General features: G+C 30.7%; 13 protein-coding genes. All 13 read right to left on the bottom strand.

The window, feature by feature from the left end; translation table 11 throughout:
• Nucleotides 1–62 precede the first annotated feature (62 nt).
• The 13 genes from trpA to K292_RS0102605 all read right to left on the bottom strand — a co-directional run bounded on the left by trpA (nucleotide 63) and on the right by K292_RS0102605 (nucleotide 15,666).
• Nucleotides 63–836: a tryptophan synthase subunit alpha gene (trpA, locus tag K292_RS0102665; RefSeq protein WP_027398540.1), complete on the bottom strand. Its 774-nt coding sequence runs from the start codon at nucleotides 834–836 to the stop codon at nucleotides 63–65.
• The gene (gene trpB, locus K292_RS0102660) at nucleotides 829–2,013 is read right to left on the bottom strand and encodes a tryptophan synthase subunit beta (protein WP_027398539.1); all 1,185 of its coding nucleotides are present in this window, start codon (nucleotides 2,011–2,013) and stop codon (nucleotides 829–831) included. The genes trpA and trpB overlap by 8 nt, the downstream gene beginning before the upstream one ends.
• The gene (locus tag K292_RS0102655) at nucleotides 2,006–2,605 is read right to left on the bottom strand and encodes a phosphoribosylanthranilate isomerase (protein ID WP_027398538.1); all 600 of its coding nucleotides are present in this window, start codon (nucleotides 2,603–2,605) and stop codon (nucleotides 2,006–2,008) included. Before K292_RS0102655 ends, trpB begins: the two co-directional genes overlap by 8 nt.
• Entirely contained in the window at nucleotides 2,598–3,383 is a 786-nt protein-coding gene (gene trpC, locus K292_RS0102650; protein WP_330364912.1) for an indole-3-glycerol phosphate synthase TrpC, read from the bottom strand. Before trpC ends, K292_RS0102655 begins: the two co-directional genes overlap by 8 nt.
• Nucleotides 3,384–3,385: 2 nt before the next feature.
• Nucleotides 3,386–4,399 (bottom strand): anthranilate phosphoribosyltransferase, encoded by a 1,014-nt coding sequence (trpD, locus tag K292_RS0102645; RefSeq protein WP_027398536.1) that lies wholly within the window; start codon nucleotides 4,397–4,399, stop codon nucleotides 3,386–3,388.
• Nucleotides 4,377–4,970 (bottom strand): anthranilate synthase component II, encoded by a 594-nt coding sequence (locus K292_RS0102640; RefSeq protein WP_027398535.1) that lies wholly within the window; start codon nucleotides 4,968–4,970, stop codon nucleotides 4,377–4,379. Before K292_RS0102640 ends, trpD begins: the two co-directional genes overlap by 23 nt.
• Nucleotides 4,970–6,442 carry an anthranilate synthase component I gene (gene trpE / locus K292_RS0102635; protein WP_207637151.1) on the bottom strand — a complete coding sequence of 491 codons (1,473 nt, stop codon included), beginning with the start codon at nucleotides 6,440–6,442 and terminating at the stop codon, nucleotides 4,970–4,972. The genes K292_RS0102640 and trpE overlap by 1 nt, the downstream gene beginning before the upstream one ends.
• A gap of 568 nt (nucleotides 6,443–7,010) precedes the next feature.
• Nucleotides 7,011–8,060, bottom strand: coding sequence for a recombinase RecA (gene recA / locus K292_RS0102630; protein WP_037372251.1), 1,050 nt, complete (start codon nucleotides 8,058–8,060; stop codon nucleotides 7,011–7,013).
• A 355-nt stretch (nucleotides 8,061–8,415) separates the two neighbouring features.
• Nucleotides 8,416–9,927 (bottom strand): stalk domain-containing protein, encoded by a 1,512-nt coding sequence (locus K292_RS0102625; protein ID WP_027398532.1) that lies wholly within the window; start codon nucleotides 9,925–9,927, stop codon nucleotides 8,416–8,418.
• Between the two features lie 37 nt (nucleotides 9,928–9,964).
• Nucleotides 9,965–11,206 carry a competence/damage-inducible protein A gene (locus tag K292_RS0102620; protein ID WP_027398531.1) on the bottom strand — a complete coding sequence of 414 codons (1,242 nt, stop codon included), beginning with the start codon at nucleotides 11,204–11,206 and terminating at the stop codon, nucleotides 9,965–9,967.
• Between the two features lie 16 nt (nucleotides 11,207–11,222).
• Nucleotides 11,223–11,753: a CDP-diacylglycerol--glycerol-3-phosphate 3-phosphatidyltransferase gene (gene pgsA / locus K292_RS0102615; protein WP_027398530.1), complete on the bottom strand. Its 531-nt coding sequence runs from the start codon at nucleotides 11,751–11,753 to the stop codon at nucleotides 11,223–11,225.
• A gap of 1 nt (nucleotide 11,754) precedes the next feature.
• Nucleotides 11,755–13,071, bottom strand: coding sequence for a 30S ribosomal protein S12 methylthiotransferase RimO (gene rimO / locus K292_RS0102610; protein WP_027398529.1), 1,317 nt, complete (start codon nucleotides 13,069–13,071; stop codon nucleotides 11,755–11,757).
• Nucleotides 13,072–13,083: 12 nt separating this feature from the next.
• A complete protein-coding gene (locus K292_RS0102605; RefSeq protein WP_051280191.1) occupies nucleotides 13,084–15,666 on the bottom strand; it encodes an FtsK/SpoIIIE family DNA translocase in 2,583 nt (860 codons plus the stop codon).
• Nucleotides 15,667–15,928 lie beyond the last annotated feature (262 nt).

Below are 15,928 nucleotides of genomic sequence, written 5' to 3'. Positions count from 1 at the left end.
TTTGATATTTATATCAATCTTCAGGGTATTTGTATTTATTGTATTTTCCTTTAATTTATAATTTACTTTTTTATTGCATCTTTCATACTTTTAACATATTCATATATATATGAACCTGCATTTTCTTCGTATTTTTCAATTATTTTTACAATAGCACTGCCTACTATAACTCCATCAGCAATCTGTGATAATTCTTTTGCTTGATTTGGTGTGTTTATACCAAATCCTACTGCTACAGGAATTTTACTATTCTCTTTTACTATTTTTATTATGCTATTTATATCTGTTTTTATCTCGCTTCTTACACCTGTAACTCCCATAGAAGATACTATATATATAAATCCTGCTGCTTCATTTACAATTTGTTTTATGCGATTTTCAGAAGTTGGTGCAATAAGTGAAATTAAATCCACATCATAACTTTTTGCAATACCATCTAATTCTCCTTTTTCTTCATAAGGCAAATCAGGAATTATAATGCCATCTACCCCCAACTCTTTACATCTAGTAAAGAAATTATCATAACCATAGTTAAATACCGGATTTAAATATGTTAAGAATACCAATGGAATATCTGTATCTTTTCTTACAGAATCAACCAGTTCAAAGACTTTATCAGTTGTAGTATCAACTGATAATGCTCTAATATTTGCTTCTTGTATTACTTTTCCTTCAGCTACAGGATCAGAAAAAGGTATACCTATTTCAATAAGATCGGCACCACCTCTTACCATTTCCATAATAAATTCTTTACTTTTTTCAATAGAAGGATCCCCTGCAGTTAGAAATCCAATAAAAGCTTTTTCATTTTTGAATGTATTAAAAATCTTACTCATAGATATTAACCCCCCTATATCGTGCTATTGCAGCAACATCTTTATCTCCTCGACCTGAAAGACATACAATTATAATTTGATCTTTTTTCATTTTTGGAGCAATTTGCAATACATGGGCTATGGCATGTGCGCTTTCTATAGCACAAATGATACCCTCTGTTCTAGCTAAGTATTCAAAGGCATCAACGGCCTCATCATCAGTAATAGGAACATATTGTGCTCTTTTTATATCACTGAGATAAGCATGTTCAGGTCCTATTCCGGGGTAATCAAGACCTGCGGATATGGAATATACAGGAGCTATTTGTCCATATTTATTTTGGCAAAAATAAGATTTCATTCCGTGAAATATACCCAAGGTTCCTTTTGATATTGTGGCTGCATGTTTATCTGTATCAATACCATGACCCGCGGCTTCACATCCGATAAGATTTACATCACTGTCTTCTATAAAATTATAAAACATGCCCATTGCGTTACTGCCGCCGCCAACACATGCTACTACGGCATCAGGTAATTTTCCTTCTATTTCAATTATTTGCGCCTTTGCTTCTTTACTTATTATTTTCTGAAAATCACGAACAATCATAGGAAATGGATGTGGACCCATTACAGAACCTAATACATAATGAGTATCAGAAACTCTGCTTGCCCATTCACGCATAGTTTCGTTTACAGCATCTTTTAAAGTCATTGTTCCGCTTGTGACAGGATGAACCTTAGCTCCTAAAAGTTCCATACGATATACATTAAGTGCCTGTCTGTCAGTATCTTCTTTTCCCATAAAGATTTCACATTCCATTCCAAGTAAAGCTGCTGCTGTGGCAGTGGCAACGCCATGCTGACCTGCGCCTGTTTCTGCAATAACTCTGGTTTTTCCCATCTTCTTTGCTAATAGAACTTGTCCCAATACATTATTGATTTTATGTGAACCAGTATGATTTAAATCTTCTCTTTTTAAATATATTTTTGCACCACCTAAATCATTTGTCATTTTTTCTGCATAATATAATAAAGAGGGTCTGCCTGCATATTCATTTAGCAGTTTATTTAGTTCTTTATTAAATTCAGGATCATTTTTGTAATACTCATACTTTTCTTCAATATTTATAATTTCATTCATTAAGGTTTCCGGAATATATTGTCCACCATGAATACCATATCTACCTTTAGACATATCGAATCCTCCTAACTATCTCTAGCATTTTATTTCTGTCTTTTACTCCATTTGTTTCTACTCCACTGCTTAAATCTATAGCATATGGCCTTATACCTTTTTTTGCATGTAATATATTATCAATATTTATGCCACCTGCAAGAAAAAATGGTTTTGAAGTTTTGTCAATCAAATTCCAATTAAAACTATTTCCAGTCCCTCCTGCTCCGTTATCTAACAGCAGAAAATCTGCTATTGTATTTTGAACATTATTAATATCTTCTTTTGATTTAACAGAAACAGCTTTTATTATTGTTTTTTTTGTTAATGATTTTAATTTGTATATATAATCCTCACTTTCATTTCCATGCAGCTGAGCCGCCTGAATGATATCATCTCTTAAAAGCATTATAACATTTTCTATTGGTTCATTTACGAATACTCCCACAGGAGTTATTGATTCTTTTAATTTTTTTCTCATATCTTTTGCTTGTTCTTTTGTTACTTGACGACGACTTTTTGCAAATACAAAACCTATATAATCAGGCATTGCTTCATTAACATAATCAATATCGCATGAGCGAAACAAACCGCATATTTTTATCTTACTCATATGTTTTGCCTCTTAATGTATTTATTAACTCTTTTTTATTTTTACTTTTCATAAGAGTTTCTCCGATTAGGACAGCATTAACATTGTTTTCTGATAAAATTTTAATATCTTCTCTTGTTTTAATACAGCTTTCTGAGATAAAAATTATATCTTTTGGTACAAGTTTGCGTAATCTAATGCTAGTGGTTATATCTTCTTTAAAGGTTTTTAAATCGCGATTATTTACACCTATTATTTTTGCACCTGATGAAATGGCAGAGCTTACTTCTTCTTCTGTATGTGACTCAACTATAGCGGAAAGACCTAAGCTATGAGCTATATTTAAATATTCTTTTAATTTATTTGTATCTAAAAGAGAACAAATAAGCAATATTGCAGATGCACCAATAAGTTTTGCTTCATATATTTGATAACTATCTACTGTGAAATCTTTACGTAAAACAGGAATGTTTACTAAGCTGCTTATTTCTTTTAAATATTGATTACTTCCTAAAAACCAATAAGGTTCAGTTAATACAGATATTGCCGAAGCTCCTGCTTCTTCATATTCCTTTGCAATTTGTAAATAAGGAAAATTTTCGTCGATAACTCCTTTTGACGGAGATGCTTTTTTTATCTCACATATAAAGGATATTTCATTACCTTTTAATGCTTTTTCAAAAGGAAAGTTTGTATTACAATTAAGTGACTCAGCTTCTTTTTTAATCTCTTGTAAAGATTTTTGATTTTTTAATTCATTTACCCGTTCAATTGTACGTTTTGCAATCATTTCAAGCATAATTACACCTCATTTGACAGTTTTATAAATTCATTGAGTTTTTCCATTGCTTTGCCGCTTTCTATAAGCTCTTTAGCAATTGGAATACATTCTTTAATTGAATTTCCTTTACCTGCTGTATATAATGCAATGGCAGAATTAAGTATAATCACATCACGTTTTGCCCCTTTTTCTGTACCATTTAAGATATTTTTGGTTATTTTTGCATTTTCTTCTGCATCACCGCCAATTAAGTCCTCTAATTTACATTTTTTAAAGCCAAGATTTTCAGGACTAATATAATAGTTTTTTAAATTGCCATTATCTATTTCCAAAATTTTTGTATCTGATGTTAGTGTAGCTTCATCAAGTCCATCACAACCATGTATAACCATACCTCTTTTTACACCAAGATTAGAAAGAACTTGACCTAAAGGTTCAACAAGATTTTCGTCAAATACACCCATTAACTGCATATTGGCTTTAGCAGGATTAGAAAGTGGACCTAATATATTAAATATTGTACGCACCCCTATTTCACGTCTTACATTTGCCGCATATTTCATAGAATTATGGTAAATTTGAGCAAACATAAAACAAATTCCTATTTTCTCTAAAATTAATTTACTTTGTTCTGAAGTAATATTTATATTTACACCTAATTTTTCTAAAACGTCAGCTGCTCCGCTTTTGCTGGATATGCTCCTATTACCATGTTTTGCAACAGTAACTCCTCCTGCTGCAACTACAAAAGCTGTAGTCGTGGAAATGTTGAAAGTTCCTACTTCATCACCACCTGTACCTACAATGTCCATAGTCTCTAAAGCAGATGTTAATGGAAGAGCTTTATCTCTCATTACTGTTGCACATGCAGTGATTTCCTCAATTGTTTCTCCCTTTATTCTAAGCGCTGTAAGAAATGAAGCCATTTGAGCCTGCGTTGCTTTTCCTTCCATTATTTCTTCCATAACAGCTTTAGTTGTATCAAATTCAAGATCATCACCTTGAATCAACTTATATATTGCTTGTGTAATCATTGTTTATTCCTCCTAAAAAATTTTCTATAATACTCCTACCTTTAGGAGTCATAATCGATTCCGGGTGAAATTGAACTCCATATACTTTATAGTCTTTATGCTTTACTGCCATAATTTCATTATCTTGTGAACGTGCAATTACTATTAAATCATCAGGTATTGTTTGTTCAACTGCAGATAAAGAATGATATCTTGCTCCATCAATAATATTGGGCATTCCTTTAAAAATTTCACATTTATTATTTATTTCTATTTTAGATTGCTTGCCATGCATAAGTTGTTTTGCATATGATACTTCAGCACCAAAGGCTTCACAAATTGACTGATGCCCAAGACATACACCGAAAATAGGAACTTTTCCTGAAAAATATTTTACTGTTTCTATACATATGCCTGCTTGTGAAGGCTTTCCCGGACCGGGAGATAGAATAATTGCTTCAGGTGACATTAATTCAATTTCTTCTATGCTTTTTTCATCATTTCTTATTACTTTTATATTTGGATTTATTGAACCTATCAGCTGATAAAGATTATATGAAAAGCTATCATAATTATCAATCAATAATATCATTAGTAGTCTACCTCCTCAGAAAATTCTAAAGCATCTTTTATAGCCTTAGCTTTATTAAAACATTCTTGATATTCCTTTTCAGGTACACTGTCAGCAACAATTCCTGCTCCTGAATGTATGAAAACTTTCCCATTTTTCTTGTATGCGATACGTATTGCAATACAAGTGTCTATATTACCGGTAAAGTCAATGTAACCTATAGCTCCTCCATAAATACCTCTTTTTTTATTTTCTAGCTCATTTATTATTTCACATGCCCGTATTTTAGGAGCTCCTGATAAGGTCCCAGCAGGAAGTACTGCATCAATGGCATCTAAACCATCTTTACTATTCTTCATGAGGCCTTTTATTGTTGAGCCAATATGCATAACATGTGAAAATCTTTCAATTGACAGATATTTTTCAACCTCCACACTTCCAAATTCGCTTACTTTTCCTAGATCATTTCTTCCTAAGTCTACAAGCATATTATGTTCCGCAAGTTCTTTTTCATCTGATAGCAACTCTTTTTCCAATTCTAAGTCTTCAATATAGGTTTTTCCTCTTTGTCTTGTTCCTGCAAGAGGGAAAGTATAAACGGTGTTATCTTGAATTTTTACTAATGTTTCTGGTGATGCTCCTGCAATTTCTATATCATCGCTTGAAAAATAATACATATATGGCGAAGGATTCGTAGTTCTTAATATTCTATAAGTATTTAAAAGACTTCCTTCAAAATCAGCCTCTAGCCTATTAGAAAGAACAACTTGAAAAATATCACCTTCATATATATAATTTTTTGCCTTATTCACCATATTACAATATTCTTCCTTACTGAATTGTGGTCTGAATTCAGAGGTTAATTTACCATCAGTATTTTTTTGAGAATGGCTATTTTTAATTAGTTTTACTATTCTATCAAGTTCTTTTACTCCCTCTTTATAGCTGGTTTCAAGATATTTTGTTTTAACATTTGCTATGATAATTATTTTCTTTTTTAAGTGATCAAAAGCAATGACCTTGTCAAAAAGCATTAAATCAACATCTTTAAATCCTTCTTGATTTTCCCCATCCAATTCCAGATTTGGTTCAATATATTTAATATAATCATAAGCAAAATATCCTACGAGTCCGCCGGTAAATGGAGGTAAATTTTCAAATCTAGGACTTTTATTTTCATTAACAATTTGCCTTATATATTTTTTAGGACATGTAGTTGATTCTTCTATTATTTTTTCTTCTAAAACAATTTTTAATTTACCATTAATACAAGTCAACTCCAGTTTTGGGTCAAACCCTAAAAAAGTATAACGTCCCCAATTTTGAGGGTTTTCTAAACTTTCTAACATATAACAATTACGACTAACAGTTTTAAGTATCTTTAAAACTTCAATAGGTGTTTTTATGTCAGAAAATATTTCACAGCTAAGAGGTATAACTTTGTAATTATCCGCTATATTTCTCGCTTTTTCTAAACTTGGACTGTAAATCATAATATCCTCCTAAAATAATATTAATTGTTGAGTCCGTTTTTAAATATAAAAAAACCCGTCCTCAACAGAATACTGTCAAGGACGAGTTCAGCTTATAAAACAAAAACTCGCGGTACCACCTTGATTTGAGAAATATATCTCACACCTCAATAGAGTACTAACATACCCCTTGCAACTAACGTATGCATTCACGTTGCGGAATACTCAGAACACTACAACCATGTTCCTTTGACCGCACCCTCAGTGGTCCATTTAACAAGCTGCGTTCTGCTGGGCTCTCATCTACCCCAACTCTCTGTAAGTGCACGATTTGTTTTTATCTCCACTTCAACGGTTTTTAATGGCTAATATTTATTTTGTTTATTATAACTATATTTTGAATCATTGTCAATATAAAAATTTTAAACTTTTATATTATATATGATTAAATTATGATAATGTCTTAATATATCACAGATGATTATATCCTTGAAAAATAAATGGAATATCAAAGCAGAATCTTAATAATTTACAAAATTAGATTATAAAAATAACATTATTATTTTTTGTTTACCCTATGTTATATTAATTAATCTTCAATTACTACTCCATCTTCATCAACTTTAAGATCATCATTTTTAGAGCCCTTGATATTATTAAATAATTGCTCTTCTACCTTTGTGAGAATATCTTTATTTTCTATAAGATAATTTTTTACGTTTTCTCTTCCTTGACCTATGCGATTTCCGTCAAAACTATACCAAGAACCTGCTTTTTCAATAATCTTAGCTTCTACAGCACAATCAAGAACATCTCCTTCTCTTGAAATCCCCTTTCCGTACATTATATCGAACTCAGCTTGTTTAAATGGAGGAGCTACTTTATTTTTTACTAATTTTACACGTGTTCTGTTACCTAATATAGAATCTCCAGATTTAATACTTTCAACTCGTCTTACGTCAAGACGCATGGAAGAATAAAACTTAAGTGCTCTACCTCCTGTTGTAACCTCTGGACTACCAAACATAACTCCAACTTTTTCACGAAGTTGATTGATAAAGACGGCTGAAGTGTTGGATTTATTAATTGCCCCTGCCAATTTTCTCAAAGCTTGAGACATTAATCTAGCTTGTAAACCAACATGTGTGTCACCCATTTCTCCTTGAATTTCTGCTTTAGGAACCAATGCTGCAACTGAATCCACAACTACAATGTCAATGGCGCCACTCCTTACAAGCATTTCACAAATTTCAAGTGCCTGTTCACCAGTATCTGGCTGTGAAACTAAAAGTTCCTCTACTTCTACACCTAAGTTTTTTGCATATTCAGGGTCTAGTGCATGTTCAGCATCTATAAATGCAGCTTTACCTCCCATTTTTTGGGCTTCTGCGATAATATGAAGTGTAAGAGTGGTTTTACCGGAGGATTCTGGTCCATAAATTTCAACGATTCTTCCCCTTGGAATTCCTCCGATTCCAGTTGCAATATCTAAGCTTACAGCACCTGTTGGGATTGCATCTATATTCAGCTTGGCACCTTCATCACCAAGTTTCATAATAGCGCCTTTACCAAACTGTTTTTGTATTTGAAGCATTGCTGCTTCCAATGCTTTTTCTTTTTCTTCCTTGTTTATAACCATCCTGTAACCTCCATTAATTTATATTATATTAAATACTTTAATTTTCACCAGCACATTAATGCAATATTCTATGAAACTTAATCTACATTACTCACTTATGTCAGAACATTTGTTCTGACATAATCATACCTTATTGAATTAACAAGGTCAAGTGTTTTTTTTTATCAAAATGCATGTTAATTTTCAGTAGATATTTTTTATGATATTCTTATACTTAAATAATAAAATAAGAATACTATATTTATTTGAATTTGTAAATATTTTACATAAAATTGTTTTTAATTTTTATATAATAATTAGTCTATTAGTTAATAAAACCGCTCCATTTAAGAAGCGGTATAAACTAATTTTTCTATTATTTTGTAATATTAATGATTTCAAAATCTTCTTCTTTTTCATATTCAACTTTATAGTTAAGTTTTTCTAATTCACGAATTTTAATAAAATAAGTATCATTATCAAAAATTCCATCTAAATAAATATCTTTCCCATCTTTCTTTATATATGCTTTTTTATTTTTCTTATCCCATTTTACTTCTTCTCCAAAACTTTCACAAATATTTCTTACAGGTAAGAGAATTCTACCATTCTTATATTTATAATCTAAATAATCATAATCATCTAAATCACTGCACCAAAATGCTCCATTGCCAGATCTATAGTAATCTATCCAAGCAGTATCGTCATAAGAATCCAATGTTATTTCAGCGCTTATTACAGGCCTTATTTCGTTATTAATTTCATTTAATTTTTTTTCTATTTCTTCTATAGATATTGAAGATGTTTTAGGTGTTTCATTATTTATCTCTTTTGGTATTATTGTTGCATTTTCAGAAATATTAAATAATGTTTTTCCCTCTGCTACAATATTTAAAGTTGTAGTAATTTCAAATCCGTTTTTAGTACTATTAATCTCTGAGTTGAATGAAGAATTTTTAAAATCAGAAAACATGTCGCTTTCCATACCCATTTCAATACCGTCTTTAAACATAATAAGGTTATTTCTAAATTCTATTTTATTTTCTTCAAGTTCTGATAGAATGTCTTTTATATAATTATTTATATTTTCATTATCTATTTCTGTATTAAGATTATCTTTATAAATTTTAAGTGATTCAAAAAAATCATCTTCGTTATTTAAAATATAATCTAATGTTTCAACCAGAGTATCTCCTATCTGTTGCAATGTTGCAGATAATTTATACCCTTTAGAATAGTCAGTTATAAGACCTGAAGAATAATTTTTGAAAGCGGATTTAAAAAATTCCATTTCTTTATCCTTCAGTAAATTTTTGTTTGATAAAGAATTAAAATGAACTAATTCATAATCTTCATAACCTTCATAAATATTAATATAACTATCTTCTTTTAATAATTCGTTTAATTCATTTTCTACTCTTTGTGTATACATCTGTCCTTCTTCATTTGTATCTAAAATTTTAGCAACTTTTAAAAGACCAATAATAGAATCCTTTGTTACATATAAACCATCATCAGAATCTATAATAATTCTTCCTAAGTCAATGGTACTATTCTCAATATTTAATTCTAATTTAAGATCTGCATACATTTTGTTATAACTGATTTTACCGTTATAATTAAGAGTTATAGTTCCATCAAAGTTAATCTCATTAAATGGATTATCTTCTTCTTCATAATATTCACCATATGTATCTTTTAAAAATTTGGTAAAATAATCATTAACAGCTTTTTTATTGTAAGTAAGATCTACATTACCCTTAACTTCATAACTATTATCTTGTATATCATTATTCAATTTGAAATATCCAATTTCTGATTGTGAACATCCTGAAAATAATCCTAATATTAACGCTAAAATTATAGCAATTGCTAATTTTTTCTTCATAGTAATTTGCTTCCCCCTTATTATTTACGAAAATAATTTATATACTTCTTTCGATCAATTTATTGATCATATCTAACATACACAACACCGAATAATTCCTATTCCATTGTCTGTTTATATTTCTCATTCTAAATTCTTTACAAATTCTTTTCTCATCTAGAATTGCGCAAATATAAACAAGTCCCACTGGTTTTTCTTCTGTACCGCCATCAGGTCCGGCAACGCCGGTAACAGAAATGCAAAGCCTGCTTCTGCTTACTTTTTTTAAACCTTCTGCCATTTCAATTGCTGTTTCTTCACTTACCGCTCCATATTTTTGGAGAGTTTCAGATTTCACACCTAATTCATCCATTTTTGCCTTATTACTGTAAGTTACAATACCTCTGTCAAAAATTGCTGAAATACCTGGTATATCAGTCATTCTCTGAGAAAACAGTCCACCTGTACAAGATTCTGCACAAGATATACTAATATTGTTATCTAAAAGTTTCTTTGCAACTACTTCATGGAAATTTTCATCATCATAGCTGAATATATATTTCTCTATTCTTTCTTTTACAGTTTCTAACATATTCTCTACTGACTGCTTCGCTTCTTTTAGTGTGTTTTTCTTTGATGCTATTCTAAGGCATGCCTCACCTTCTTTCGCATATGTTGCCAATGTTGGATCTGTTTGATCATTAATTAAGTCTTCCAATGCTGTTTCTAATGCTGATTCACCTATACCAAAAGTTCTAATCATTTTATAATAAATAGTGCCTTGTGATTTTTTTTCTAAATATGGCTTTACTTTAAGATCAAACATTCTTGTCATTTCTCTTGGAGGTCCAGGAAGACAAATTATAATTTTACCGTTTTCTTCTAATGCAAACCCAGGCGCAGTTCCTGCATCATTTTGAAAGACCGTTGCCCTTGATGGCATATAAGCTTGTTTTTTATTATTTTCAGTCATTTCTCTGTTAAGCTTTTTAAAGTAGTTTTCAATCCATTGCATAGCAGTTTCATTTAATATTAATTCATCATTTAATGCTTTTGCTGCAATTTCTTTTGTTAAATCATCCTGGGTTGGTCCAAGGCCTCCTGATGTAATAATTAAATCACAGTCTGTAAATGCTTGTTTTATCATTTCTTCAAGTCTTTTAGGATTATCGCCTACAGTATAATGATACATCACATCTATACCCAGCATATTTAAATGTTTTGAAAGATATACGGAGTTTGTATTAATAATTTGACCAAATAAGATTTCAGTACCAACACTTAAAATTGCTGATTTCATTTGATTCCTCCAATCATTATTTCATACTAAATACAGATTTATTTTTTATCATATATTCAATTCCTGAATATATGGTCATAATTAGTGCTGCCCAAAGCATTATCGTTGCAAAAGGAATATTAATATATACAAATGGCCAGTTTTTTAAAAGAAGTGCTGTAATGGCAACCATTTGAAAAACAGTTTTTAGTTTTCCGGATTTTCCGGCTGCAATTACTATACCTTCGCTTGCTGCCACTGAACGCAGTGCAGTTATGGTGAACTCTCTTGCTAGAATAATAATAACCATCCAACCAGGAACATCTCCAAGCTGAACAAGACAAACTAATGCTGACACTACCAAAAGCTTGTCAGCAAGAGGATCCATTAATTTCCCAAAGTTTGTTATCAAATTATATTTTCTTGCAATATGCCCATCTAAAGCATCGGTTGCTGATGCAACAATAAAAATTACCGCTGAAATATAATAATATCCCATCATAAGTAATACTATAAATATTGGTATAAGAATAATTCTAAGTAAAGTAAGTTTATTAGGTAAATTCATATTAAATCTCCATTTCCCCCACAAGGTCATAGTCAAAGGCGTCAATTATTTTTACATTTACAATGTCTCCGGGTAACAAATTTTTTTTAGATGTGAAAATTACTGAATTGTCAATTTCAGGAGCATCATATCTGCTTCTTCCTATATAGCTGCCATCTTCATCTTTTTCTTCCACAATTACTTCAATTACTTTATCAAGTTTACTTTGATTTGAAGTTAAAGATATGTCAAGTTGCATAGTCATAAGAGCTTCTTTTCTTCTAATTTTTATATCTTCACTTACCTGTCCTTCCATTTTTGCAGCAGGAGTTCCTTCTTCTTTTGAATAATGAAAGACGCCCAATCTTTCAAATTTCATATCTTGAACAAAATCTGCAAGCTGCTCAAAATCATCATCATCTTCTCCTGGAAAACCAGTTATTAAAGTTGTACGGATATGAATGTCAGGTATAGCTTTTCTTAATTTTTTAATAGTATTTAAAATTGAAGAATTTGTAGATCTTCTATTCATTGCTTTTAGAATTTTGTCTGTCGAATGTTGAATTGGTATATCAATATAATGACAAACTTTTTTTTCTTCAGCCATAACCTTTATCAGCTCATCTGTTATTCTGTCTTCATAGCAGTACATAAGTCTAATCCACTTTATACCCGCTATTTTACAAAGTTCTTTTACTAAAGAAGCTAGTTTGTATTCACCATATAGATCAATGCCATAAGCAGTGGTATCTTGTGCTATTAAAATAAGTTCCCTGCATCCGTTCTCTGAAAGCTTTTTTGCTTCTTTTAAAATATCCTCCTTTTTACGGCTTCTGTATGAACCTCTTATCAATGGAATAACACAGTAAGCACATATATTATCGCAGCCTTCTGAAATTTTTAATGTTGCACTATAATTAGGTGTAATAAGTTTTCGCTCACCTCTTTCTTTATAAATTTTTTCATAATCACTGAAATGTTTTTCCCTTTTACCTTGATTGTAGTTTTTTAATATTTGAGGTAGTTTTTCATAATCATTTACACCCATAAAAATATCCACTTCCGGCATTTCGTTATATAGTTCTTCCCCATATCTCTGGGATAAACAACCTGATACTATCAATAATTTATCATTTTGTTTATATTCTGCCATATCAAAAATTCTATCAATAGATTCTTTCTTTGCATCATTAATAAATCCACACGTGTTTACTATAATAGCATTGGCAGCTTTTGGATTATTTATAATCTCATGACCTGCTCTCTCTAAAATCCCCCCAGCTGTTTCAGAGTCCTCAACGTTTTTGGGACATCCCAGTGTTTCAATATAGATTTTCATTTAATTCTCCTATTATTCTTCTGCTTGTACTTCTTTATCTAAATTCAAAAGTTCTTCTTCTGTCATAAATACTTGTCTTGGTCTGCTTCCGTCTGCCGGACCTACAATACCTCTTGATTCCATAATATCAACCAATCTTGCAGCTCTGTTATATCCTATTCTAAATCTTCTTTGAAGCATTGAGACAGATGCTTGTTTAGCTTTAACTACAGTTTCAATAGCTTCAGGAAGAAGCTGATCTTCATCATCATCATTAGATGTAGTTTGAACTTTTTCAATACTATGAATTACATCGTTTGCATATTCAACTTCTGCAGCTTGCCCTTTTATAAATTCAATAATATTATGCACTTCAGTATCAGATATAAAAGTACCTTGTACACGAAGGGGTTTTGCCATTCCTAAAGGATTGAAGAGCATGTCTCCTTTTCCTACAAGTTTTTCTGCTCCTGCCATGTCTAAAATTGTTCTTGAATCAAATTGAGAAGATACTGCAAAAGCAATTCTCGACGGGATATTAGCTTTAATAACTCCTGTAATAATATCAACAGATGGCCTTTGCGTAGCAACAATGAGATGCATTCCTGCTGCCCTTGCCATTTGTGCCAATCTGCATATGGATTCTTCAACTTGAGATGGTGCTGCCATCATTAAATCTGCAAGTTCATCTATAATAATGACGATTTGAGGTAAAAATTTATCCTCTTCCTTCTTTTCTTTTACATGTTTGTTGTAAGATTCTAAGTCTCTTACCCCTTCTTCTGCAAATTTTTTATATCTGTCAGTCATTTCAGCAACAGCCCAATTTAATGCTGCTGCAGCTTTACTAGGCTCTGTTACAACGGGAATTAAAAGATGAGGAATACCATTATAGTTCCCAAGTTCTACTACTTTTGGATCAATTAATACAAATTTTACTTCCTCTGGCTTAGCTTTATAAAGTAAACTAATTATAATACTATTTATGCAAACACTTTTTCCGGAGCCCGTAGAACCTGCAATGAGCATGTGAGGCATTCCTTTAAGGTCAGCTACAATGGAATTTCCAGCAATATCTTTACCTACAGCAAAGCTTATCTTTGATTTCGCATGTTTAAATTCTGGTGATTCAATTATCTCTCTTATTGTAACCATATTTACTCTATCATTCTCAACCTCGATACCTACTGCTGCTTTTCCTGGAATTGGAGCTTCTAATCTAATGCTTTTAGCTTCGAGATTTAGTGCAATATCATCGGCAAGTCTAACTATACTGCTTACCTTTACGCCTGTATTAGGTTGTATTTCATATCTGGTTACTGCTGGACCTTTGGTAACTTGTATAACTTTAGCATTTACATTAAAATCATGCAATGTTTTTTCTAATTTCATTGCCTTAGCTCTTAAACTTTCATTCTCACCAAGTTTATTTTCTTTAGGACCTTTGTTAAGTAAATTTATGTTAGGAAATTCGTATGGTTTTTTTGGCTTTTCATGTATATTAAGCTCTTCTGGCTTTAAAGTAGCTGATGCAGCTTCAGAATTGGAAATTTTCTCAATCTTTTCTTTATTTTCATTTACATCAGTATTTTTCTCTTCAAATTGCTGAAATTGAGATTTTAAATTTTCAAGTTCATCTTTTGAATCAACATTTGTTTTTGTAGAATCTTGAATTTGCGGATTTACAATAATATCATTATCGTATTCTTTTTCATCTACCAGTTCTTCAATATTATTTGAAATAACATCTACTCCTAATATATCAACATTCTCATTTGATTGTTTTTCAAATAAAGCGTCATCTTTCATGTAATCTAATATTTTCTTTTGTCCTTTAGACATGCCTCCAATTTCTAATTTATCAGGTAGATGATTTTTTACTTTATTATTTTTATTCGTTCTTTTTTTGTTTTCATAAATATTATTTGTTTCATTTAAATCTTTTTCATCAAAATATTCATCATCTTCAACATATAATTCTTCATTTTTTAATTGTTTTTTAGCTTTTATTTCATCAAGAAATTGTGAAAATGGAGTGTTAACAACTAACATAATTGAGATTAAAATTGCCATAATAGTAAGAATGTATAATCCAGTCATTCCTATTATTTTTATTAAAAGAGATCCCACAAACATACCAAATACTCCACCGCTGTCTCCTGCTACTCCTGCATCGAACATTTTTATAATATATTTTACTGAGAGAGCAGTTTCTCCATGCCCTAAATACCTTGCAGAATTAAGTATTGTAATCATGGAAAAAATTAAAAATACTAAAACAACGGAACGACTTCCAATATGTACAGTACGTTTTGTAAAGAGTAAAAAGCCATATACAATCATATAATAAGGTAATATATATGCAACAGCTCCAAAAGTACCCATCAATATTGTTTTTATGGCATGTCCCAATTGCCCTGCCGCTTCAGTTTGTAATGCGACTACTAAAAATAAACCAATTGCTGTAATTACAATTGACCAGATTTCATCTTTCATTCTATTCTTTTTTTCTTTTTGTAATAAAGCTTCTTTTGCTTTTGCCGTAGATTTAGTTTTAGAACTACCTTTATTTTTCGAACCAGGAGGTCTGCCTGGTTTTTTCTTTGTTTCTGCCATTTATAAGCTCCTCATTAAATTTATAAAAATTTTTATCTACTTATTTATATTTAATAACATCACAATTAAAGTGATAATTGAATATACTAATAAGAAAATCAACTTTCAACTTTTTCATAATAAAATTTATTATTCTAAAAAAATTATTTGAAACATTAATCATTAAAAAACTTATTATACCATTATCTTTATTTTATATTTTCATAATATCTGTTTTTTTACGTATCAAAAATATTATACCATAAATTTCAATTTAGTAACC

This window comes from Anaerovorax odorimutans DSM 5092, from assembly GCF_000426305.1.
Classification (GTDB): domain Bacteria; phylum Bacillota; class Clostridia; order Peptostreptococcales; family Anaerovoracaceae; genus Anaerovorax; species Anaerovorax odorimutans.
This window is presented reverse-complemented; position numbering and strand designations above follow the sequence as displayed.

Coding starts and splice junctions, on each gene's coding strand:
- trpA (WP_027398540.1), bottom strand. CDS start 836: ATGAGTAAGATTTTTAATACATTCAAAAATGAAAAAGCTTTTATTGGA.
- trpB (WP_027398539.1), bottom strand. CDS start 2,013: ATGTCTAAAGGTAGATATGGTATTCATGGTGGACAATATATTCCGGAA.
- K292_RS0102655 (WP_027398538.1), bottom strand. CDS start 2,605: ATGAGTAAGATAAAAATATGCGGTTTGTTTCGCTCATGCGATATTGAT.
- trpC (WP_330364912.1), bottom strand. CDS start 3,383: ATGCTTGAAATGATTGCAAAACGTACAATTGAACGGGTAAATGAATTA.
- trpD (WP_027398536.1), bottom strand. CDS start 4,399: ATGATTACACAAGCAATATATAAGTTGATTCAAGGTGATGATCTTGAA.
- K292_RS0102640 (WP_027398535.1), bottom strand. CDS start 4,970: ATGATATTATTGATTGATAATTATGATAGCTTTTCATATAATCTTTAT.
- trpE (WP_207637151.1), bottom strand. CDS start 6,442: ATGATTTACAGTCCAAGTTTAGAAAAAGCGAGAAATATAGCGGATAAT.
- recA (WP_037372251.1), bottom strand. CDS start 8,060: ATGGTTATAAACAAGGAAGAAAAAGAAAAAGCATTGGAAGCAGCAATG.
- K292_RS0102625 (WP_027398532.1), bottom strand. CDS start 9,927: ATGAAGAAAAAATTAGCAATTGCTATAATTTTAGCGTTAATATTAGGA.
- K292_RS0102620 (WP_027398531.1), bottom strand. CDS start 11,206: ATGAAATCAGCAATTTTAAGTGTTGGTACTGAAATCTTATTTGGTCAA.
- pgsA (WP_027398530.1), bottom strand. CDS start 11,753: ATGAATTTACCTAATAAACTTACTTTACTTAGAATTATTCTTATACCA.
- rimO (WP_027398529.1), bottom strand. CDS start 13,071: ATGAAAATCTATATTGAAACACTGGGATGTCCCAAAAACGTTGAGGAC.
- K292_RS0102605 (WP_051280191.1), bottom strand. CDS start 15,666: ATGGCAGAAACAAAGAAAAAACCAGGCAGACCTCCTGGTTCGAAAAAT.